The organism is Mucilaginibacter sp. (genome assembly GCF_036383575.1).
In the GTDB taxonomy this organism is placed as follows: domain Bacteria; phylum Bacteroidota; class Bacteroidia; order Sphingobacteriales; family Sphingobacteriaceae; genus Mucilaginibacter.
In genome coordinates, this window is the sequence record NZ_DASVOB010000244.1 from 1 (window position 1) to 22,738 (window position 22,738).

At 42.5% G+C, this 22,738-nt stretch carries 25 protein-coding genes and 1 pseudogene; 12 read left to right on the forward strand and 14 right to left on the reverse strand.

Annotated elements, in window-relative coordinates; translation table 11 throughout:
* Positions 1-191 precede the first annotated feature (191 nt).
* The 4 genes from VF500_RS08610 to VF500_RS08625 form a co-directional block, all read right to left on the reverse strand.
* Positions 192-1,439 (reverse strand): efflux RND transporter periplasmic adaptor subunit, encoded by a 1,248-nt coding sequence (locus VF500_RS08610; protein ID WP_330859284.1) that lies wholly within the window; start codon positions 1,437-1,439, stop codon positions 192-194.
* A gap of 1 nt (position 1,440) precedes the next feature.
* A complete protein-coding gene (locus VF500_RS08615) occupies positions 1,441-5,832 on the reverse strand; it encodes a CusA/CzcA family heavy metal efflux RND transporter (RefSeq protein WP_330859285.1) in 4,392 nt (1,463 codons plus the stop codon).
* Between the two features lie 84 nt (positions 5,833-5,916).
* Complete coding sequence (locus tag VF500_RS08620) at positions 5,917-6,237, reverse strand: DUF6660 family protein (protein WP_330859286.1); 321 nt, start codon at positions 6,235-6,237, stop codon at positions 5,917-5,919.
* Between the two features lie 180 nt (positions 6,238-6,417).
* Complete coding sequence (locus tag VF500_RS08625; protein WP_330859287.1) at positions 6,418-6,684, reverse strand: hypothetical protein; 267 nt, start codon at positions 6,682-6,684, stop codon at positions 6,418-6,420.
* A 354-nt stretch (positions 6,685-7,038) separates the two neighbouring features.
* Here VF500_RS08625 and VF500_RS08630 point away from each other — a divergent pair, with 354 nt between their 5' ends.
* Genes VF500_RS08630 through VF500_RS08640 form a run of 3 tightly spaced genes read left to right on the forward strand, consistent with a single transcriptional unit; the run spans position 7,039 to position 9,403 of the window.
* A complete protein-coding gene (locus VF500_RS08630; protein WP_330859288.1) occupies positions 7,039-7,836 on the forward strand; it encodes a hypothetical protein in 798 nt (265 codons plus the stop codon).
* A 5-nt stretch (positions 7,837-7,841) separates the two neighbouring features.
* Entirely contained in the window at positions 7,842-8,414 is a 573-nt protein-coding gene (locus tag VF500_RS08635; protein ID WP_330859289.1) for an SdpA family antimicrobial peptide system protein, read from the forward strand.
* Positions 8,411-9,403 carry a sporulation-delaying protein SdpB family protein gene (locus tag VF500_RS08640; RefSeq protein ID WP_330859290.1) on the forward strand — a complete coding sequence of 331 codons (993 nt, stop codon included), beginning with the start codon at positions 8,411-8,413 and terminating at the stop codon, positions 9,401-9,403. Before VF500_RS08635 ends, VF500_RS08640 begins: the two co-directional genes overlap by 4 nt.
* Here the strand turns inward: VF500_RS08640 and VF500_RS08645 are convergent, their stop codons facing one another.
* Positions 9,404-9,796 carry a hypothetical protein gene (locus VF500_RS08645; protein WP_330859291.1) on the reverse strand — a complete coding sequence of 131 codons (393 nt, stop codon included), beginning with the start codon at positions 9,794-9,796 and terminating at the stop codon, positions 9,404-9,406. It lies immediately after the preceding gene.
* Between the two features lie 45 nt (positions 9,797-9,841).
* On the opposite strand from VF500_RS08645, the gene VF500_RS08650 reads away from it, so the two are divergent.
* Both VF500_RS08650 and VF500_RS08655 read left to right on the forward strand, forming a co-directional pair.
* Entirely contained in the window at positions 9,842-11,152 is a 1,311-nt protein-coding gene (locus tag VF500_RS08650; protein ID WP_330859292.1) for an alpha/beta hydrolase family protein, read from the forward strand.
* A 6-nt stretch (positions 11,153-11,158) separates the two neighbouring features.
* Positions 11,159-11,374: a hypothetical protein gene (locus VF500_RS08655; protein WP_330859293.1), complete on the forward strand. Its 216-nt coding sequence runs from the start codon at positions 11,159-11,161 to the stop codon at positions 11,372-11,374.
* 186 nt (positions 11,375-11,560) lie between these two features.
* Here VF500_RS08655 and VF500_RS08660 read toward each other — a convergent pair whose 3' ends face one another.
* The 9 genes and pseudogenes from VF500_RS08660 to VF500_RS08700 form a co-directional block, all read right to left on the reverse strand.
* Entirely contained in the window at positions 11,561-12,334 is a 774-nt protein-coding gene (locus tag VF500_RS08660; RefSeq protein ID WP_330859294.1) for a tRNA(His) guanylyltransferase Thg1 family protein, read from the reverse strand.
* On the reverse strand, positions 12,324-12,770 hold the full coding sequence (locus tag VF500_RS08665) for an AAA family ATPase (RefSeq protein WP_330859295.1): 447 nt from the start codon (positions 12,768-12,770) through the stop codon (positions 12,324-12,326). Before VF500_RS08665 ends, VF500_RS08660 begins: the two co-directional genes overlap by 11 nt.
* Positions 12,771-13,232: 462 nt before the next feature.
* A pseudogene (locus VF500_RS08670) lies at positions 13,233-13,466 on the reverse strand (AraC family ligand binding domain-containing protein); the annotation flags it as partial.
* 12 nt (positions 13,467-13,478) lie between these two features.
* The gene (locus tag VF500_RS08675) at positions 13,479-13,643 is read right to left on the reverse strand and encodes a hypothetical protein (RefSeq protein ID WP_330859296.1); all 165 of its coding nucleotides are present in this window, start codon (positions 13,641-13,643) and stop codon (positions 13,479-13,481) included.
* 41 nt (positions 13,644-13,684) lie between these two features.
* Positions 13,685-14,089, reverse strand: a complete 405-nt coding sequence (locus tag VF500_RS08680) for a DUF2255 family protein (RefSeq protein WP_330859297.1) — start codon at positions 14,087-14,089, stop codon at positions 13,685-13,687.
* 3 nt (positions 14,090-14,092) lie between these two features.
* The gene (locus VF500_RS08685; protein WP_330859298.1) at positions 14,093-14,464 is read right to left on the reverse strand and encodes an antibiotic biosynthesis monooxygenase family protein; all 372 of its coding nucleotides are present in this window, start codon (positions 14,462-14,464) and stop codon (positions 14,093-14,095) included.
* Positions 14,465-14,527: 63 nt separating this feature from the next.
* Positions 14,528-15,253: a carboxymuconolactone decarboxylase family protein gene (locus VF500_RS08690; RefSeq protein ID WP_330859299.1), complete on the reverse strand. Its 726-nt coding sequence runs from the start codon at positions 15,251-15,253 to the stop codon at positions 14,528-14,530.
* A 17-nt stretch (positions 15,254-15,270) separates the two neighbouring features.
* Positions 15,271-15,738 carry a cupin domain-containing protein gene (locus VF500_RS08695; RefSeq protein ID WP_330859300.1) on the reverse strand — a complete coding sequence of 156 codons (468 nt, stop codon included), beginning with the start codon at positions 15,736-15,738 and terminating at the stop codon, positions 15,271-15,273.
* Positions 15,739-15,766: 28 nt separating this feature from the next.
* On the reverse strand, positions 15,767-16,525 hold the full coding sequence (locus VF500_RS08700) for a glucose 1-dehydrogenase (protein ID WP_330859301.1): 759 nt from the start codon (positions 16,523-16,525) through the stop codon (positions 15,767-15,769).
* Between the two features lie 158 nt (positions 16,526-16,683).
* Between VF500_RS08700 and VF500_RS08705 the strand changes: the two genes are divergently transcribed.
* The 7 genes from VF500_RS08705 to VF500_RS08735 all read left to right on the forward strand — a co-directional run.
* Positions 16,684-17,580, forward strand: coding sequence for a helix-turn-helix domain-containing protein (locus tag VF500_RS08705; protein ID WP_330859302.1), 897 nt, complete (start codon positions 16,684-16,686; stop codon positions 17,578-17,580).
* Positions 17,581-17,708: 128 nt separating this feature from the next.
* The gene (locus tag VF500_RS08710; protein WP_330859303.1) at positions 17,709-18,089 is read left to right on the forward strand and encodes a DoxX family membrane protein; all 381 of its coding nucleotides are present in this window, start codon (positions 17,709-17,711) and stop codon (positions 18,087-18,089) included.
* A 53-nt stretch (positions 18,090-18,142) separates the two neighbouring features.
* Positions 18,143-18,463, forward strand: coding sequence for a metalloregulator ArsR/SmtB family transcription factor (locus VF500_RS08715; RefSeq protein ID WP_330859304.1), 321 nt, complete (start codon positions 18,143-18,145; stop codon positions 18,461-18,463).
* Positions 18,460-18,963, forward strand: a complete 504-nt coding sequence (locus VF500_RS08720) for an SRPBCC domain-containing protein (RefSeq protein ID WP_330859305.1) — start codon at positions 18,460-18,462, stop codon at positions 18,961-18,963. The genes VF500_RS08715 and VF500_RS08720 overlap by 4 nt, the downstream gene beginning before the upstream one ends.
* A 2-nt stretch (positions 18,964-18,965) precedes the next feature.
* Positions 18,966-19,379: an SRPBCC family protein gene (locus tag VF500_RS08725; RefSeq protein ID WP_330859306.1), complete on the forward strand. Its 414-nt coding sequence runs from the start codon at positions 18,966-18,968 to the stop codon at positions 19,377-19,379.
* 195 nt (positions 19,380-19,574) lie between these two features.
* Positions 19,575-20,636: an alpha/beta hydrolase gene (locus VF500_RS08730; protein ID WP_330859307.1), complete on the forward strand. Its 1,062-nt coding sequence runs from the start codon at positions 19,575-19,577 to the stop codon at positions 20,634-20,636.
* Between the two features lie 253 nt (positions 20,637-20,889).
* Positions 20,890-22,738: GH92 family glycosyl hydrolase (locus VF500_RS08735; protein ID WP_330859308.1), on the forward strand; the 1,849-nt coding region annotated here is incomplete at its 3' end.

A 22,738-nucleotide genomic window follows, 5' to 3' on the forward strand; every position in this document is an offset into this window, starting at 1 on the left:
TGTTAACTATATATGTAAATGTTAACTCTGAATTGTGTTAACCCTGTTAAGTCAATCAACCCTAAAACTATATATCGCTTAAGTATCTGAATAAATCAAAAAAAGAGGCTGATCAGGATCAGCCTCTTATATGCCGTAGTCTTAACATATTTTAGAATAACTGGAGCAGAATTGTTTACTAACCTTCTTTGTTACTCCTCATCTTCTCCTGTGGCGCTTTCTGATGACAGGATGTAAAATGCGCCTTTGGTTACAATTTTAATATCAACAGGCAATTCCTTCACAAGCCTGATCTCGGTATATCCAAGGTCGGTTACTCCGGTAACAACCTCAGCTTTCTCAAAAACAGATCGATAGTCCGCATCATCTGTATCCTTTACAACTTTCTCTTTTTTTGATTTCGGGCCATTGATACGCGCCAGGTAGTAGATATATTCTTTACCACCCGCTTTAACAACGGCTTCGTCCGGAACTGCTCTTGCTGTTTGCTTGCCCACATCTATCAGGGCTGATACATACATGCCCTGGATCAGGTTACTTTTGGCTGCCTCTTCAATGATGGCATGGGCAATAATGGCCTTGCTTTCATTTTCAAAAGATTGGTTTACACCATAAATTTTTCCGGTGATCTCACGGTTGTTTTGATTAGTAAGGGTAAAATAAACCTGCTGACCTGCTTTTACTTTGAACAAGTCTTTCTCGTATACAACCAAATCGCAATGCACTTTTGAGTTATCGATAATGTTCATCAGCGGCCTTGCCGGCTCGGCATAAGAACCCGTTTGAATAGCGATTTTGCCAATGGTACCACTGATGGGTGCATAAACAGGTATTTGGGTGATAAAACGTCCGTGCGCCGCACTTTCGGGGTTAACGCCAACCTGCCTGAGCTGGCGGCTTAGGGCGGCAACCTTTGCCTGTTCAGAACGAAATGCGCTTTCTGATTGCTGGAATACTTTGCCTACACCTGCATTGGCATCGTTCAATTCCTTTTGGCGCTCATATTCTTTAGTTGCATATGACAGGCTACTTTGCGCGGTCATGTAATCCTGTTGTAGTTGTATCAACTGATTGTTTTCGATGGTTGCCAATTGCTGCCCTTTGTTGATGTGCTGGCCCTCCAATACAAATACCTGGTTAACCACGCCGCCCATAAGCAGCGTTACCTCTGCCTTATTTTGAGGCGGCACCTCCAGTTGCCCGCTCGCTTTTACTACAGACTTTAAGTTTTTTTCCTCAATATCACCCAACTGAATGCCAACGGCGTCCAGCTGTTTTTTTGAGAGTATAATGCCGCTGCTTTTAGCTTCGGGCTTTTCGTGTTTGGTTTCTTCCTTGTCGCCGGGTTTAGGCTGTTGTGAGCAGGAAGCAAAAAGGATCAATATTGTTATACTCAGGGCAAACGTTGCTTTATATTTTATAGAATGAAATCTTATCATGTTATTTTCCTCCTGTGGTAAGGTATGTCAGTTCAATTACTGTTTGATTATAATCGCGCAAAGCGGAAAGGTAGGCAAGGCGAATGTTCATGGCCTGGGTCATGTTTTGGATAAATTCAATATAGCCGATCTCTCCTTTGCTATAGGCGAATTGGGCTATCCTGATCTGTTCGGAAGCCTGTTTTAACCCAGCCTCATCGTAATAGCTGAGGGCCTCATCGTATTTAGCCAATGTTTGCAAAGCCTGGTTATATTGTTTGGTAAGCAGTAGCGTTGCGTTTTGCTGCTCGGCCTGTGCTATCTGTTGCCCAACCTGCGCCGCTTTTACCTTGCTTTTCTGCGCACCAAAAAATAACGGCACGGCAATGCCTGCTTCAAATCCTCCTATGCGGGTTCCGGGAAAGTAACCACGGTTAATGTTAGCTGGGTTAAATGCACCGATTAATAACTGCTGGCGGTATCCCAATGTCAGATCGGGTAGGTAACGGCTTTTTTCGGCTTTCACTTGAGCATCTGCCAGGGCACTGCGCTGCTGGTAATAAGCTAATTGTGGATGGGCAATTACTGTGCTGCTATCCGAAGCTATAAGCGTTAGTTTTGTCAAAGGAGCCGGTATAATAACGGGTAAATAATCTACTGCCATTAACTGCTGTAATTCCTCCCGTTTGATCAATACATCGGCCTCCGCCTGCTTTTTTGCGACTTGTATCTCCTTATAAGCGTTTACTGCCGATAGTTGCTCCAGGTAGGATGTTTCACCGGTTTTATACCGTAAAGCGGCCCGCTCCGAGAAACGTTTGTAAAGGCTATCCTGGCCGGCGAGTTGCCTGAGCTTGTTTTGGGCATACAGCAACTGGTACCAGGTTAATTTTACCTGTTTAACCAGTTCGTTCTCGCTAATGATCTTTGCTTTTTCACTCAGGGAGGTTTGGGCGGTCAGCACTTTGCGCTGTGTACTGTAAACCGTCGGAAACGCAAAGGTTTGCGTAATTCCCAAACTGTTATCAATATTACCACCGGATGTCGGGTCCTGGGTAAGGGTTATAGCAGTTTTTTCAGGATTAAAAGCTGTGCCCTGTAGAGCCTTGTTTTGGCTCACTTCCAACGCGGTGCGTCGTAATTGAGGGTTATTTTGAATGGCAGTTTGAATACTTTCCTCTAAAGTTAGTGGTTTTGCGGTTTGGGCTTGCGCGGATCTGCTTATAAACAAACTGCCTGTCAATAGCATCAGCACGATGGAGATTTTTGATGAAGCCGACATGTTTGAATGTGCTTTCCGCTGGCGATCTTTGGTAAATAAAACATATAGAATCGGTAGCACCAACAAGGTTAGGAGTGTAGCCGAGATCAGTCCGCCAATTACGACAGTAGCCAGTGGCCTTTGTACTTCGGCGCCTGCTGTGCTTGAGATAGCCATTGGCAAAAATCCCAATGAAGCTACTGTTGCTGTAAGCATTACCGGGCGCAACCTAACCTGAGTGCCTTTTTTAACCCGATCAATGATATCGCTGATCCCTTCGGCTTCTAACTGGTTAAAATAGCCGATGAGTACAATGCCATTAAGGACGGAAACACCAAATAAGGCGATAAAACCAACGCCTGCCGAGATACTGAAAGGCATATCTCTTAAATAAAGAGCGGCAACACCGCCAACAGCAGACAAAGGCACGGCTGAAAAGATTAGCAGGGTTTCTCTTACCGAACGAAACGTGAAGAACAACAATACAAGGATCAATAAAAGCGCAATGGGCACTGCTATCATTAAGCGGCTTTTTGCCTCCTGTAAGTTTTGAAACTGGCCGCCATATGTGGTATAATAGCCTGCCGGCATTTGTAACCTGCTATCCAAAAGCTGCTGAATTTCCTTAACTGTACTTTCAACATCCCGGTCACGCACATTAAAACCTACATAGATCCTGCGTTTACCATCTTCACGGCTGATCTGTGAAGGTGCATCTTCAATTTTAATGGAGGCGACCTGGCTGAGCGGCACTTTATTACCGCTTGGCAGCGGAATGTAAAGGTTTTCAATATTGACGATGTTTGAACGCAATTCACGCTGTAAGCGCAATACGATCTCAAAGCGCTTCTCGCCCTCGAATACCACACCGGCCACACGCCCGGCGAAGGCGGTACTCAGGGCTGTGTTAACATCTTCGATATTAAGGCCATACTGGGCAATCTGATGGCGGTCATAAGTAACGGCGACCTGCGGTAAACCGCTCACCCGCTCAACAACAGGTTCGCTTACACCTTTTACATTGCTGATGAGTTTTGCGGCTTTATCTGCCTGCGCAGAAAGCACATCCAGGTCATCACCAAATATTTTGATCGCGACATCCTGCCTAATTCCCGTCATCAGCTCGTTAAAGCGCATTTGCATGGGTTGCGTTACCTCCACATTGATCCCCGGAATGTCTTTTAATGTTTCCTCGATCTTTTTCATCATTTCTGTACGACCGGCTGCTGAAGTCCACTCATTCTTCGGTTTCATGGAAAGCATCATATCACCGCGCTCAAAAGGCATTGGATCGGTCGGTACCTCTGCACTGCCTATGCGTGTTACCGCTTGTTTGATCTCAGGGAATTTTTGTTTGAGCAGTTTTTCCGCTTTGCCGAAAGTTTCGACCACTTGCGAGAGCGAAGTGCCCTGCATCATCGCGATCTCAACTGTCAGGTCGCCTTCCTCAAGCGTTGGAATAAATTCACCGCCCATTTTTGAAAAGCCCCAGATAGCCAATCCCAATAAAACAGCCGAAAGAAAAACAGTTAGCTTCCTGGCCTTAAGTACAGCATTCAGCGTCGGTGTATAAATGCGTTGCAAGCCATCAATGAGACGGTCAGAGATATTGCGTTTGTGATGGGTTTTCTTACTCAGGAATAGAGCGCTTGCCATCGGCACATAGGTTAATGAGAGTATAAACGCCCCCAGGATGGCAAAGGCAACGGTTTCGGCCATCGGTCTGAACATCTTTCCTTCTATACCAGCCAGCGCAAAAAGCGGCAGGTAAACAATCAATATGATGATCTCCCCAAAGGCAGCACTATCGCGGATCTTTGACGATGCTTGATAAACCTCATCATCCATTTCTTTTTGATCAAGGGTATCCTTGCCCGAAAAGCGGTTGGCTTCCGTTATGCGGTGTACAATAGCTTCAACAATGATCACGGCACCATCTACAATTAGGCCGAAGTCAATTGCTCCCAAACTCATCAGGTTTCCCGACACGCCGAAGATGTACATCATGGTAACGGCAAAAAGCATTGCCAGGGGAATAACCGATGCCACAACTAAACCAGCACGGAGATTGCCCAATAACAGTACCAGTATGAACACAACGATGAGGCCGCCCTCAATAAGATTACGTTCTACAGTGCCGATTGCCCGGCCTACCAGTTCCGTACGATCAATGAAAGGCTCAATAATCACGCCTTCGGGCAAGGATTTCTGCACCTGCGTCATCCGCTCTTTAACGCGTTTGATCACTTCATTAAAGTTTTCACCTTTAAGCATCAATGCTACACCGGCAACCACTTCGCCCTGGCCGTTGCGGGTTACCGCGCCATAACGATTGGCGCTGCCATACTGCACCCTGGCAATGTCACCAATCACTACCGGTGCATCCCCACGGTTTTTCACCACGATGTGCTCAATATCGCTGAGTGATTTTACCTGGCCAAGGCCGCGGATAAAATAAGCATTGCTGCGCTGCTCTATGTACGAGCCGCCTGTATTCTGGTTGTTTTTTTCGAGCGCGGTATAAATATCGCTGACGGTAACATTGAGGCTGTTTAACCTTTCATTATCAATGGCTATCTCATATTGCTTAACATAACCGCCCCATCCACTGATCTCGGCTATACCGGGCGTTCCGGCAAGTTGTCTTCGTACAATCCAGTCCTGCATTGTACGTAAATCAGTCGCGCTGTATTTGTGCTCATAACCCGGTTTGGTATGAATCACATATTGATATATTTCACCAAGACCGGTAGTAATGGGAGCGAGGGCGGGCTTCCCGGTATCTTTTGGGATTTGATCTTCTGCTTCTTTCAGCCCTTCACTGATCTGCTGGCGGGCCCAATAAATATCCGCGTTATCCTCAAACACAACGGTGATAACGGAAAGCCCTGAACGGGAAATGGATCGCTTCTCAATAACTTTCGGAACGTTGGCTATAGCCAGCTCAATTGGAGCTGTGATATATTGCTCCACTTCCTGTGCACCTAACGTTGGTGCCTGTGTGATGATCTGCACCTGGTTATTGGTAATATCAGGCTGTGCGTCAATAGGTAGCCTGCTAAGTGAGTAAACCCCGGCAGCTACCAGTAATATTATAAATGCCCCCACAACCAGCTTATTGCTGATCGAGAACGCAATGATCTTATCAAACATAAAATTTGGATTAATACGAATACTCTCCCAGGAATAACAGTTAGTGCTATCCTGAAAAAAAATGAACTTTAAAAACGAATCGTATTAACCGATCTGAGGCGGTTGCCAGATAGAAATGCTTTGCTCGGGAAGCGCCGGAACGTTTGGTTCGCCAAAAGACTTTTTAACTTCCTGCAAAAATAAACCCGTTACAGGCTGATAAGTTGAGATGGTGCGTACTGTAGAGCAGCAGGAACAGGTGCAAAATGGGGTACAGGTCTCTTTATCCGCTTCTTCATTACCTGCATGGCTTGAACTTATGGTGGTGTAAGACTTTATCATATCTGCAAAGTCATCCTTATCCCTGCATGGCAAAACGGCCAATAAGGTCATGTAGATACTAAATATGACTGTCAAACACTTCATATGAGGCAAAATTAAGATTTTGCGCAAATATCACAACCTTATTATTGCATTATGACAAAAGCTTTGCAGGATAACTGATATAATAGTTATTGCATTGATGCGGCTATCAGGCCAAGTAGCTTTAATTTCTACAGTATTTCTTCAGATCAGGGCATGCCTATAGAAAGCCTCATGCAGTTTTCAAATTGATTTTGCAAGGTGAACATCCTTCCGTGAGTTATGCTTATTTTCTGTTTTATGGTTCTGTCGAACAGTTATATAATGCTGATAATTGCTTTGCAAAGTTTGGCGCAGCTTGCGAAGATGGTTTTCATACCGGCCGCTTTTAAGGAAGCTGGCCACGGCTTCCTGCGTAATGGCAGGGGAGGATATGGCATTAAGCTTTCGTTGGCCTGTTTCCGAAAAGCGCCTTATGAAACTTGCCCACCAGTTTATTCCGGTAATCATTTGCAGGTTTGTTCGGAACGCTAATTCTGGGGGCTTTAAACGGCATAATGTTTAACCAGTGAGTGTTTTCCATTACCTCGGTTTCAAATTCAAAAGGCTCTATACCTTACGAAATGATCAGGGCGGATAGATAGGTTGAATAGCTGCCAGTCGGTACTCTCTTTAATAACTGTTGTTTTTGATAGGAGTGTGTTTGGTATAGTGGAAAGCGATTATGAAAAGTAAACTATTTTTAATAAGAATAATGCAGGTGAAATATTTTTTAAAAAAATAATATTTGTCATTAGGATTTTACTTGCCTAATAGTTAACTTGTGACACTTAAATTTTATTAAAGAACTTAAACTTTATCGTCATGAAAAAAATCAGAGAATTTGCCTCTCAGTGGTATGTAGTATTACCACTATGTTTAGTATTTATTATTGAAAGCTGCTCAAAAAGTCAAAATATTAAATCTGCTACAGACAGCGAGCTGACCGGAGAAGCCATTTTCAGGGCAGTATTTTTTGGACAAGGCTCGGCGGCCGCGTTAGTTGCACCCTATAGCATGAAAATGGAATCGCTGGCGACCAATGCGAATGACCGTGCCGGCATAATTGAGGCCGAAGAGTCCATTGTTAAATCAATAAAGGCCACGGAGCCATCATTTTTTGATCAATTTGGATCGCAGATGAAAAGCGGAAACCCGACCCTTGTAAATGGAGCGCTGGTTACTGCCGGAAAAGATATCCTCAAAGCACTTAACCCAAAGATTGACGTAAGTAAAATAATTTTAAACAAAGATAACGCTGGTAGCCTTAAAAGTGCGTTTGCCAGTGATGGTTTGGGGAGTATGAACACTGAACAGGCTGTAGCATTGCTTAAAACGCAAAAATACAAAAAACTACTTGGTGATGTGGTCGGCGCTCAATCACCATCGGTAGTTAAAGAGCAGCTTGTTGAAGATCCTGGGGCGAGTACAACCAAGCCGATTTACGACACAAATGTCGCTGTTTACAAATGGCTGGTAATTGCTGCAGGTGCATTTGTGGTATTATTGGTTGCTATAGAAGAAGCTCCGAGTGCAGAAAATATTACGGGTATAGGTTCCAAAGATCAACTTTTCCACGAACAGATGGTAGCCTCTTTTACGCAACAGTTCGCGACAAAATAAAATTGATGAACCAGGAACTAAAGATGACGCCCAGGATAAAAGCTTTTGTTATTGCATTGCTTTTATCCTGGATGTTTATAATTTATTCAGTACTTATTATTGCAATGCCTAATAATGCAATGACTCCTTATTATCTGCGGCATAAATTTAAAGTGGTCGCCTTTTTCCCTCAGGGCTGGGGCTTCTTTACCCGGAACCCAAGAGAGGTGAGAAATATAATATTGGTGAAAAGTAATGGCGAATGGATAAATGACCCGCGGGTAAGAAACGGCACCCTACATAATCTTTTCGGTTTACGACGGGAGGGACGAATGGCGATGCTTATTTATGGTAAGATGCTTGGTCAAATAGCTAATAAGGATTGGAATACGTTAAAAGACTATGAATTTGCAAAATTGAACCTTTCAGAAATGAAATATAAAGCTGTTCCGATAAATTTTGCGAAATCGCCTGGCTTAGATATGCCGCAAGATATTATTATCGAACGAAGGGAGATTGTTCCATGGGCTTACCGGGAATTCGAAAATAAAACCGGCTTACCGGTTACGTTTGTAAAACTTCATATCAATTATCAGTGAACGAATTTCTGTTTATTTCGAAGTTAAAGAATCCCTGGACTAATGTTTATGGTCTTGCCCGTTCCATATTGGCCATGGGAACGGCGCTCACACTATTGATTAACAGTCCGGCTGTGTTGTTTTACAATACCAACACGGGGGCGGCAGTGCCTGTCACGAGAACGGTGGATGTTTTTCAATGGAACTTTTTTACGTGCTTTCCCTTTTCAGCTGAAATAACACGCTGGCTGGCAATTGTTATTTTGCTTGTAGTAATAAGTGGCTGGCGTCCCCGCTACACAGCACTTTTTCATATTTGGGTGTCGTTGAGTTTAATACAAGCAAGTCCGTTTATTGACGGTGGGGATCAGATCACCTCGGTTATCGCTATTTTGCTGTTACCTGTCTGCCTTACTGACAGCCGCAAATGGCACTGGAAAAATTTAGATGTTAGCAGCAAACGTTTGGCTAATAATCCCTATGTAGTGCTTATGTGCCTATCAGTGTACTTAGTTATAAGGGTTCAGGTTGCCGTTATTTACCTCAACGCAGCTACTGCAAAATTAGGGGTCAACGAATGGCAGGACGGAACAGCGGTCTGGTACTGGTTTAAAGATTATGATTTCGGATATAATTTTTACGTTGCCAAAATCATGGACCCCATATTGAAAACGCCATTATTGGTAACATCAATTACATGGTTTTCAATCTTTTTTGAATTTTTTCTTTTTCTCGGATTATTTGTTGAGCAAAAGTACCGCAAATGGTTTTTTATTTCCGGCGTTTTCTTTCACTTTCTGATCATCATTATCAATGGTCTTTTCTCCTTCTTTTTTGCAATGTTCGGAGCGTTGATTTTGTATATGAGGCCAATAGATGAAATATTCTGCTTTGCATCCGTTAAAGCGTTCCTGGTTAGCCTTGTCAATAAAAAAGAGGCAAAGATTAAACCTGTTTTTAAGATAATTGATGAAGGCTCAAAAATCCCGGCGACAGGAGGACCTGGTTGATTATTCGGAAAGAAGCTGTTTCAATGTGTTAAACCATAGCGTATTTTTTGCACCAAATGCATTGTGGTCTATGATCAGGTAAATTGTAGCGCTGCGGAAGCCTGAGTTATAAATGAGCCGCAATGGCTGCCAGAACATTCCTCCGTTTTTTACATACGTTCTTTTAAATATTTCATCAAAACCAAGATAAATTTGTGTTATATCAGACAAGGGGATAGGGAGGTTTAAGTCACCTTCGATGACTAATTGATGTTCTGTAAGCGAAATAATGCCCGAGTGGTGATGGATAGGAGGTGTAAATGAAAAAAGGGCTTTAATTTCCTGGCCAAGACCTGTTTGCTCAATTTCATGATCATAACTCCAAAAGACCTGGCCGCTAAGATAGATATTCATAAAGAATAAGTTTTTTCAAAAGTAAAAGACATTTTTTCAAAACAGATGTATAAACCTGATTTTTTTAAACCGATATTATTATCCCTTTCCTTTGTACTGATCTTTACAAAGGGAAACTGTCAGGCTCAAAACCTGGCGAACGATAAAATATTTTTAGATGCCCTCCTCTGGAAAAACTGGAATGCCGCGTCTTCTGTATTATCCGGTTTTCTGAAAGGCCAGCTCCCGCCGGGGGGTGTCGAAAAAGTATTTACCAATGCTGTGCAGCAACTTGGTAAATTTCAGCGATATGACACAACCGCAGTGCTGCTGTCAAAAAGGTCTGCCTCTTTTGTTTGTTCATTCGAGAAAGAGACCTTGCTTATGCAAATTGCTTCGAACGATTCTGCTATGATAGTGGGGTTTTTCTTTCGGCCTTTAGAAAAGGCCTACCAGCCGCCGGCTTATGCCGACCGTTCGGGTTTTAAGCAAAAAAACATGTTTATACAGACTGACTCCATGCACCTGCCTGCAGTATTAACAATGCCCGCTAAAACAGGAAAATGGCCTGTATTGATATTTATAGGTGGTTCAGGCCCTAACGATAAGGATGAAACCCTTGGCGCAGAAAAACCTTTTCGCGATCTTGCCATGGGGTTGGGTGTTAATGGTATTGCTTCATTGCGTTTTGATAAGAGATCACTCGCTTATCCCGGAAATTTCAAGTCAAAAAACTACACCTTAACGGATGAATATCTTGAGGATATTAAAAATGCTATAACTGACATTTCTCATATAGATGGCATTGACACAAACCGGATCTATCTCCTCGGACATAGCATGGGTGGTATGATCGCACCGCTGATACTTAAAGAAAATAAAATATTCAAAGGAGCGGTTATGTTGGAAGCCAATGCCCGCCCGCTTCAGGAGCTTGTATTGGAGCAGATGAAGTATCTATCTTTAAAGGACACTTCAAAAGAAACTTCATCAGGGAATATCGAACAAATTAAAAAACAGGTTGCTGCCATAAATAATATAACCATAAAAGATTCCAGTAAAGAATATCTTGGAGCGAAAGGAAGCTATTGGCTCTCGTTGAAGAAATATGACCAGGTTATGGTGGCGTCAAGGTTAAAATCCCAGAAATTATTGATTATCCAGGGAGGGGAGGACTATCAGGTAAATAATACCGATTTCCAACTCTGGAAAAAGCAACTAAATGGCAAAACTAACGTTCAGTTTAATTTTCTTGAAAAGATAGATCACGCCCTCGTTGAGGGTAACGGCAGTATGAGCCCATCTGAATATAGTATACCGAAAAATGTTCCAAAATACTTGGTTGACCTAATTGCGGATTGGATAAATGAAAAATAAAAATTTATGGTACAAAAAGACCCGATAGACGACCCCCAGAATTATAAATTCGGAGTATTCTATTTTAACAGAACAGATATCCGTGTGGTAGTTCCTAAACGATCAAGAATATTGGGATATTCATTAAATTTTGCTAATTGGAAGAGCTATGTTTTCATGCTGTTACTGATATTGGCAGCAAGCTATTTTATTTACTTTAAAGGTAACATTGTAAAAGCTTGATCTGGAAGGGAGATTAGACTATTCCCAACAGATAGTAACACTCATTAAAACATCGGGAATGGTGTAGGTCTGATAGGCTTTGCCAATGAATATATTTTTTAACGATCTGCAGATATAAATTGTAGCGGTAAGGCAACATTTGTCAGTAAGTAACCTACTAAAAGACCAGCTCAATTTATATCGAACTCAGTTTGGGTTCTCGTACTTGTTTACAAGGTCATTTATAAATGTATTGTATTCATCCCGCATGGGTAGCTCAAAATCAGTATGCAGGATCCGTCTATTAACCAACACATGCTCATTGTTCTTTGGATCAAATCCTTCCTTTTTTACATTTTTCCAGTAAATGCCGACCCCTCTTTTTTGCCAGGCAGGAAGGTTATTGAAATTGATGCCGTATTGAAAAAGTAATTCATTTTTAGCTGCATTACTCATTCTTTCTATCTTAGAAGTAGCTTCCCTCACGTTAAAGTTATCGTATCTCAAACGCCAGTAGCAATGCGCATTTAACGCATTCCTGTGGGCGTCTTCATTTCGCCATCTGAAATAATCTCCTACTAATTGTTTGTTGGGAAGTTCAGAAAGGCGGCAGTCAAAGGCTCCTACGTTTCCCAAAAGAGCGGAAAATTTTGCACTGGCTTCGCCCGCCAGTATGGAAATGTATTTCCTGGTCTTTCGCCCAAAAAGATCTTCGTTAGGATGAAAGAGCAATGATATCTCATCGCTTTCTGTATAACCGTATATTACGTTAAAACCGCAATTCATGAGATGTTTTACTGTTTCAACCATTAAGTCCCTGAATTTCTCGTCAAAAGGTGCTTCGAACTGGTGCACTTCTTTAGTTAGCCGGGTAAAGCCCCGGCCATCAATTCTGGCAACAATATACATACCGGGTAAAATGCAGCGGTCTTGAGAGGTTTCATAAACCCTCATTTTAATATCCAGATCATCAAATTTCATCTGACCATTTATTTATTGTAAATGTGTTATTCTCGGCTGTTACGTAATACAGTTCGTCGAACCCTTCATCCAAGCGTGGCAGGGTCAGCCGTTTAAAAGTTCCCTTTATACCCAGTTCAGGAACTTTTTCTTTACCAAACCGTTGGTTATTACGCGTTAATGCAAGGGCCACTTTGGATTGAAAGTAATATCCAATTACTTTGAACTTATTTGCTTTTGCAATAGCTATATATTTCGCTCTTTCTTCCGGAGAGGGATTAGTGTTGTCTATTACAAAAGGCTGGAATGTGAGGATACAAGTTTCAATAAACCTGAGTTCTTTATTTCTTGTGTTTAACTGGTCTAAGGAAATACGGATGTGCGTTTTAAAAAACTTCTCCTTAAAAAAGGTAGTTTTTCCTGTTGCTTGAATACCGCAAAATATTACTGCTTCCATTAGAGCGAGGTCAAGGTTTTTATATTAGAACGTGTCATATACTCTGCACAAAATTACACTGAATTTTTCCGGGTATTTATATTGCCGGTTTTCTCCATGTTATCATGAACATTGTGGGTTTTTCTTATGATAGAATTTTTAGATTAAGATACAGAAGAAGCCCCACAGCACGAATGTAAGTATTTGCAGGATTTAAATTAAAAAAGAAACTTGGGTATGTCAGCATTCGCTTTTTTGTTGAGTGAATGGAACTTCATTAGAACCCTTAAAGAGTTTTAGAAGTGATTCGACAGATTTTAAAAGTGAAGTAAATTGCTGATCATTATCTGAAAATTCAATGATCCGTCAAGATGTCTAAATCTAACACTTGACCAAACATTGATTTTTTATTGAGACCGGTTTTGCCGATAGTGACTATAAATTAGCTAAACTATTGTAACATGTATATGTGAAATCTGCGGTTTATTTAAAGCTATAGTATTGTTCATCAGTAACCGGCTCAAGCCAATCAACAATTCCTTTCTCCGCATTAATCCCGATAGCATAATGTGCAAACCTACCATTGGGCGTTGCTCCATGCCAGTGTTTGATGCCGGGCAGCACGTTTACTATATCGCCAACTTTTATTTCGTGGATTGGTGAGCCGTTTTCCTGATAGTAACCCGCACCTTCGGTAACAATCAAGATCTGGTTACTTGGATGGGTGTGCTAGTTGTTTCTGCATCCTGGTTCAAATATCACCTCGCCAATAGCACAATTAGTGATCTCGTCGGGGATAACGCGCATTTTTAACCAGGCTGTGCCCGTGAAATATTGCGCAGCAACAGGACCAAATCCTTGTGGTGCCTTATAATTTAGTTCTTGACTATCCATTATCAAATATCTGTTCTAAATTGTCGTTTTACTGTATTGTTCTAATTTGTTCTCGAATATTGCCTTAATGTGATTTTCACCGTAGCCGATTGCGCCCGGGTACTGATCATGGCAGCCAGATATGGACTGCCGTTGTATTTCTTTTTATAGGCTTCATCGATGCTGTTTTCAATGTTTCGATCACAAATGGGTTCAAAGCTTACGTCTTTCACCATACCTGCGGCATGTATGCGCCCGGCTTTTTGTTTCAGCGCTGCCTTGTGCCATCTCGATGCAATGCCGCTATAGGCACGCGCATATAAGTTATCATTTACCACCACGGCCCAGATCCATGTTGGCGTTCCGTAGGTCACCCCATCGTCCCGCAGGGGTGATATCTTCAAATCGTCAGCTTCATCTATCCGCGTTAATTCAGCTGCTGTGAATTGTTTATTTAATGCGCTCATAATTTACTGTTTGGTATTTCCTGTTAATTCCGGTTTGATTTCCATTGCAATAGGGGCAACCTCAATTAACTCCAACGATTTCACCATTTTCAATGTGCCGCTTTTATACTTCAAAAAATGCGGTGTTTTCAAATGATCCTGGTAAGCAGCCTCGCTGGCGTATACTTCAAAAACGGTAACCTGTGTTGGATGGGATTTATCGTAAACGGCCTGCAAAGCAAGAACCCCTGTTTCAACCTGCACAGCTGTTTTTGCGTGCGTGGCAAGTGCAGCCCTATATTCATCGAGATAAGCAGGGTAAATCTCGATCTTGGCGATCCTGACTTTTCTTTCGTTTTGCTGTGCAGATACTTTGCTTGAATTTATAGAGAGCATGATGACACTAAAAATGATTATTGTAATATAATAAATGAATGAAGCGTTTTCATATAAAATAGTTTATTGTTTTCTCAAAGCCAGAACTTTTTCAAGGGTTGTCCTTGCTATATCTCCCTGGGCTTTGCCAACCGTTTGATCGATGATCCAGAAAGCCTCTGAAAGCTGGGCTTCCGTAAGTCCGGTATTCATCGCTATGCCAATATGTGCCTGTAATTGTGGGGCTACACCATGCATAGCGGCCAATGCTGAAACCGTCACCAGTTCGCGCTGCTGGACGGACAGCACATCACGGCTAAAAATATCCGCGAACAAATGTTCTTTTAGGAAAGTGTCGATAACAGGCGCAAAGGCATTAGCACCCGCGAGTTTTTTTTCTTCGCGGCCAGTCAGCGTTTGCAGTGTCTTTTTTCCGGTTTGATATTTATTAGGATCGTTGATAGGTGATGCGGACTTGCCTTCGGCATCGGTTATGCCTTTAGCTTTACGCTCTTCCATAACGGCCATAAATGCATTAATGCCGTTTAAACTGCGAGGGAAACCGCAATAGGCGTAAAGCTGAACAAGTATTTCTTTGATTTCATTAATGCTTAATCCGGCATCCAGTCCCTTATTGAGCTCAACTTTTAATTGGTCAATATCTCCCGCGGCTGTTAAAGCCGATATGCTGACGATACGTTGTTGTTTATGATCTAATTTTTGATCGTTTTCCATTTTACCCTGTGCTTTAATGCCTGTTGTGAAACAAGTGACTAATAAGAATACTGCAAAAGAAAATAGCCTTTTCATTGGTTTGGTTTTAATCGTTACTCTTTGGCTGCATTATATTCCTGATCCGTTACCGGCCTTAACCAGGTAACCACGCCCTTATCGGCGTTGGGGATTATTGAAATATGCGTCATAGAACTGCCCGGCGCAGCCCCATGCCAGTGTTCTACATTTGGCGGGCAAATAATGGTGTCTCCCTTGTAGACAACACGGATGGGCTTCCCTTTCTCCTGGGTATAGCCTTTACCATCGGTAACCAAGAGGATCTGCCCGGCGTTATGGATATGCCAGTAGCTTCGTGCCCCGGGTTCAAATGTCACCGTACCTACAACACAATGAAATGTACTATCATTTGGCACTAACGTTTGCACCCATACTGCTCCTGTAAAGTTAGCCTGCACCTTTGTGCCTTTGGGAAAAATAGCCCCCGAAGCGGTAGTTTGTGCCCGGCTATTGAATTGCAATAAGAAAATTAAGGCAACGGTTAATATAAGGGATCTTTTCATCGGATAGTAGTTTAGTTGTTAGTATTATTTATATGGTAAGACCACCATCTACCACCAGGTTGTGGCCGACAATCATACTGGCCGCTTCACTGCAAAGGAAAAGCACAGTATTGGCAATCTCTTCGGGGCGACCTAAACGACCTATCGGCACCATTGCCAACATGCCATCAAGGGCATCTTTTTGTCCGGCAGCAATCATTTGGTCTGACATCGCGGTATGGAAAAGCCCCGGACTGACGCTGTTGATACGAATACCCCGATCGGCATATTCCACAGCGGCGCTTATAGTTAAACCGATAACGCCATGTTTAGCGCCATGATAAACGCCGCGTTGAGCGCCAGCCCTGATACCGCCAATGGAAGAACAGTTCACTATAGCACCGCTTCCTTGTTTGCGCATTTGCAGCAGCTCATATTTCATGCAGCTCCAAACGCCCCGGTAGTTGATACTGTTAACACGGTCAAAATCCTCCCGGGTTTGATCGGCAGCTTCTGCCAGCTCATTTTGTACACCGGCATTATTATATGCATAATCCAGGCGGCCAAATGTCGCAACTGTTTTGTTAACCATTTCTTCCACTTGCTTTTCATCAGACACATCGCATTTTATAGCCAGTGTTTTATATCCTTCTGTTGCCAATTGACTGGCTGCCGCCTTAACCGCATTTTCGTCCCAATCAGCCATAGCAACTGCTGCACCTGCTTCTGCAAATGCCTTTGATGTTGCGAACCCTAAACCTGATGCTGCGCCTGTAACCAGTGCTATTTTTCCTTCCATTATTTTCATTTGCTCTTTATGTTAGTTTGATAATGCAAAGGTCTGGGTGTTTAAAGAGATAATGCTTATACAGAATACAGGTTAATCTACCATTTTTACAGGTTCGGTGTCTGCTGTGATATCCTGCCGGGAATTACTGTTAAATTTGATTTATTAGATTAAAGGCGATGGAAAAGATATTGAGAATAGATAACGTTAGTGGGCATGATGCATTTTATCACCAGGAGAATTTGCATCCATTGGTAAGCATCATCAATTTTGAAGGTACGACACCTGAAGTTTACGCTTCCAGGATGAGCTTTGGCTTTTATGCCGTTTATCTTAAAGATGTCAGATGTGGTGATATTAAATATGGTCGCCATACTTATGATTACCAGGACCGGACGTTGGTTTTTGTAGCCCCCGGTCAAATTATCAATGTCAGCATCGACACGGATTATAAGCCGCAAGGGTTTGCATTGTTATTTCATCCCGACATCATTCATGGTACGCCGCTCGGCAAGCATATCGATGACTACACTTTTTTTGCTTATGAATCACGCGAAGCCCTGCATCTTTCCGAGAAAGAAAGGCGGATCGTGCTGGATTGCTTTAGTAAGATCAAATACGAACTGGAGCAGGGGATAGATAAACACAGTAAAAAATTGATCGCCGCGAACCTTGAGCTGTTCCTTAACTATTGTGTCCGCTTTTACGACCGGCAGTTCATTACCCGGAGTGATGCTCATAAAAGCAATATCGAACGGTTCGAAAATTTATTGAAAGATTATTTCCATTCGGACAAACCCCAGACCATAGGTTTGCCAGCTGTTACTTATTGTGCCGAACAATTGCATCTTTCTCCCAATTATTTTGGAGACATGGTTAAAAAGGAAACCGGAAAAACCGCGATGGAATATATTCAATTAAAGGTAATGGATTTGGCTAAAGAAAGGATATTAGATATAAGCCGGTCGGTGAGTGAAATAGCCTACGAACTTGGGTTCAAATACCCACAGCACTTTACCCGGGCGTTTAAAAAGAGTACCGGTTACACGCCAAATGAGTATCGGTCGCTGAATTAGTTGAATAGTTTCATAATCAATTTTTAATAATTTTATTAGTCGCATTTTTCTGAAAATAAATTTGCGAAACCAAATAGTTGCACATATATTTGCAACCAATCAGTTTCTTATTTTAAAATAAACCAATCATGAAAAGTAAAATCCTATTTGTTTTATGCCTGTTAACCGGGCTGATGTTTATTAATGCCGGCCTTAATAAATTCCTTAATTACATGCCGATGCCTAAAGATATGCCCGAAAAGATGGTGAAAGTAATGCAGGCCTATGTGGCAATAGGCTGGCTCATGCCGCTGGTAGGAGCGGCGGAAGTTTTGGGTGGCTTGTTATTGATCATTCCGAGAACGAGAGCGCTTGGGGCAGTTGTGCTTGTACCTATTTTAACAGGCATTTTATTGTCTAACATCAGCATGGCCCCATCTGGTTTACCTATTGTATTAGTATTGATAGCAATTGTTGCCTGGGCAATTATAGACAATTGGGAAAAATATCTGCCAATGATCAGGAAATAAATTTTCATATAAGCCGGTTGATCTTATTTAGCCGGTACGTAATTAGCACTTCAATGAGAAGAGACATTTTTCAGGCCGTTGCTGACCCTACCCGCAGGGCTATCATCGCCTTAATTGCATTACAGGCCATGACACCCAATGCCATTGCCGAGCATTTTGATACAACACGTCAGGCCATTTCAAAGCACCTGAAGGTTTTAACCGAATGCGAACTGGTAAAACAAGAGCACCAAGGTCGGGAGATTTATTATCAACTGGAGATTGACAAAATGAAAGAAATAGACAAATGGCTGGAGCAATTCCGCAAGATTTGGGAAACCCGCTTTGCACAACTCGACAACCTTTTATCAACCTTAAAAAAAACACATAAATGAAAAACAACCTGTATTTCGATTTCACTGCTGATAAAGTAAAAAATACACTGACTATTAAGCGCGAGTTTTTGGCCGGCAGACCATTGGTTTGGGACTGCTATACTAAACGTGAATTGCTTGACCAGTGGTTTGCGCCCGCTCCGCTAACTACCAAAACAAAATCAATGGATTTTAGTGAAGGTGGTCACTGGCACTATGCCATGGTTGAACCAAATGGTACGGAATATTGGGGTTTAACAGAATATGTCAAAATCCAACCCATTGATTATTACACAGCATTAGATGCTTTCAGCAATGCAGAAGGCGAAATAAATGAAGACCTGCCCCGTGCAGAGTGGCTTGTGAATTTTACAGATAGGGGAGAGAATGCTTTGGTGGAAACTATTGTTACCTATAAATCGCTTTCTGATTTGGAAACAGTTATCCAGATGGGAATGGAACAAGGCATGATGGCAACACTCGAAAAACTTGATCAATTATTACTAACCTTAAAAAAATAAAGATGAGCAACAAGATCACTGTTACCGCCACAGTAAATGCTGATGTGAAAAAAACTTGGGACTACTATACCAATCCAGAAGATATTACAAGATGGAATTTTGCCGATCCTTCATGGCAATGCCCTTCTGCATCAAATGATATGCGGGTAGGCGGAAAATACTCTGCAAGAATGGAAGCTAAAGACGGAAGTTTTGGTTTTGATTTTGAAGCCACTTATGATGAAGTTGTTGACGGCGAAAAGTTTACCTACACCATGCCAAACGGCAGGCAGGCCTCTGTTGCTTTCAAAGCACATGGTAATCAAACCGAAGTTGAGGTAACCTTCGATCCGGAACAACAAAACTCTCTCGAAATGCAAAAGAATGGCTGGCAGGCCATACTTAATAACTTCAAGAAATACACCGAAGAAAACTAAAATCGGTTATTGAGCCTTTGATAGATTTCTAAATCCACCTTAAGAAAGAAAGCCTGGTACAATCGTATCAGGCTTTCGTATTTAACGGACGGTCATTGTTGGTTTCGTACACAAAACCTGTAATCATATTGCATGTCAGTATTGTTACATGCAGTAAACGGCATGTTTTATAAATTGTACCCATAAATCAATCGTATGATGTTGTCTAAAACCAAGGTGTTTTGCGTAGGCTTTGCATTATCGTTATGTCCGCTGATTTCATTTGCACAACAAATAAATTATCCTCCTATTGAAACGGTTGCTGCCGATTTTGAAAAGCTGCTGGAAAGGCCTCGTGTTCCCTTAAATCCGTCCTTTACGGTAACTAAAACAGATTCAGTTATTGTAGAACAAGGGTTTATTTATAGCGAAAAGAATGAACGGGTCCCCATCCTGATTTACAAACCCGTTACGGGGGCCAAATCATACCCTGCTGTAATCTTTTTGCACGGCACCGGCGGTAAAAAAGAAGATAACAAAAAGATGCTGCTCCAATTGGTTAAAAGAGGGATCATTGGCGTAGCTATTGATGCCCGCTTTCACGGCGAACGTATTGCCGGAGGTGCACATGGCTCTACAGAATATGTAGCTGCTGCTACCGCTGCCTGGGAAAATAAGGATAAAGCTCGCCAAACTCACCCTTTTTTATTTGATACAGCCTTTGATCTTTGGCGTGTAACTGATTATTTGGCAAGCAGAGCTGATGTAGACGCCAACCGAATCGGTATGGGCGGCATATCCATGGGAGGTATGGAAACATGGCTTGCTGCATCGGTGGATAAACGGATAAAAGTAGTTGTGTTGGATATTGCAGTACAAAGTTTCAAATGGTCATTAAATAATGATAGATGGCAGGGGCGTGCCGGTACTATTCGCGGAGCGCACTTGCAGGCGGCCAAAGATCTTGGTGACTCGGCTTTAAACAGGCATAATGTACAAGCTGTATGGAATAAATTGATACCAGGTATTACCGGCGAGTTCGATTGTACGTCAATGCTGCGACTGATAGCACCGCGGCCTATGTTGGTTTTAAGCACAGAAAATGATTCTAATTGCCCGCTGCCAGGTGCCAATATAGCTTGCGCGTCGGCTATGCAGGCATATGCTTCAAAACAAGCGACCGGAAAAATCATGCGTGATGTGGCACCGAAACTACCCCATACCTCTACGCCTGAACATTTTAAAATGACGCTGGATTGGTTTAGCAAATGGCTGTAGTTATAAAGACCATTAGCAGCACATAGCATTAGGCGATCTCGCAGCCGGAAAAAATAAAACAAACAAAAATTTGCTAAATCGATTTTATTATATAATTTGGTTGCGTAATAACCAATTAATTAAATACCGGTCGATTTTCAAATTCCGGCGTCTGTCTGTGATAAAAAACTTACGATAAATAAAGCTTTTTGTCGATAATAAATCACAGTTTCGGGTTGCCAGATCTTAAAACAATAAAACCGGTACCGCTATTATGAGTATCACTACTTTACCAGTCTTAAAAAAATATTTAGTCGTTGCCATTGCAGCGAGTTTGTTGCTTGGTTCAACCTCGATGATAAAAGCTCAAAATGCTGCTGCTTATGTTAATCCCTTTATCGGCGCCAGCACCAGTGCCGATGGGGCGGGCGTTTATCATGGCCTGGGTAAAACCTTCCCGGGGGCTGCCACACCGTATGGGCTGGTGCAATTAAGCCCTAATACCATAACAGGAGGCGATAACGGTTCTGGCTATAGCTATGAGCATACAAGTATCGAAGGTTTTGCGTTTACCCAAATGAGTGGAATAGGCTGGTACGGCGATTTGGGGAACTTTTTAGTGATGCCAACCGCCGGCACGCTCAAAACAAGCGCTGGTAAAATAGGAACCACTGGCGTGGGATATCGTTCTGCTTATGATAAAAGCAGTGAAAAAGCATCGGCCGGATATTACAGCGTGCGCTTAACCGATAACAATATCAAAGCCGAAGCTGTTGCAGCACCGCATAGCGGCATGCTGCGTTTCACTTTTCCTCAAAATAAACAGTCGCGCATCCAGATAGATCTGGCCCGGAGGGTAGGAGGAACATCCACGCTCCAATATGTAAAAGTAGTTGATGATCATACTATTGAAGGCTTTATGAAATGTACGCCTGATGGTGGTGGTTGGGGAAATGGTGATGGTAAGGCCGATTACACTGTATATTTCTATGCTCGATTTAGCAAGCCATTAAAAAACTATGGCGTTTGGAGTGCCGACATCCCTGATGACTGGAGCCGCAAACTCGATGATGTAACCAGCGATAAATACCAGGAGCGGGTAGCCCATGCAGAGATACTTAAAGGAATAAAGGATAAACAAGGTAAGCATCTCGGTTTTTACACGGAATTTGCTACTAAAACCAATGAACAGGTATTGCTTAAAGCAGGCATTTCGTTTGTGAGCATAACCGGTGCCAAAGCCAATTTGCAAGCCGAAATTAAAGACTGGAATTTCGATGCCGTACACCAACGTACTATTAACCTATGGAACAACGCTTTATCAAAAGTAAGTATCCAGGGCGGCACAGCCGAACAAAAAACGGTGTTTTATACAGCCTTGTATCATACCATGATCGATCCGCGGATTGTGAGCGATGTTACCGGACAATACATGGGCGGCGATGGCAAGGTTCATCATACTACTACTTTTAAAAAACGCACCATTTTTAGCGGATGGGATGTTTTCAGGAGCCAGATGCCTCTGCAAACTATCATTAACCCATCGTTGGTTAACGACCTGGTTAACTCGTTGGTAACGCTTGCCGATGAAAAAAAGAAAGATTACCTGGAGCGTTGGGAATTGTTGAATGCCTATAGTGGCTGTATGCTCGGCAACCCGGCGGTGGCTGTTATGGCTGATGCTTATGCCAAAGGAATCCGTAACTATAATGTACCCAACGCCTATAAATTGGCTGTAGGTACGGTTGAAAAATTTGGTAATGGTGATAAAGGTTTTACTCCCGGAAATACCAGCATCAGCTATACCCTTGAATATGCTTATAATGATTGGTGCGTTGCGCAGCTTGCAAAAGGGCTTAATAAAGTGGGGGACATAAAAAAATACGGCGAAAGGGGAGAGGCCTTTAAAAACATTTTTGATGCAGATAAAGGCTGGTTCAGACCAAAGGACAGCACCGGCACCTGGCTGCCATGGCCTGCAGAGGGCCGTATTAAACAGTGGTATGGTTGTATTGAGAGTAATCCTTATCAGCAAGGCTGGTTTGTGCCACAGGATGTGGATGGTATGGCCAAACTGATGGGCGGCCGGGAAAAGGTAATTGCCGATCTGAATAACCTGTTTG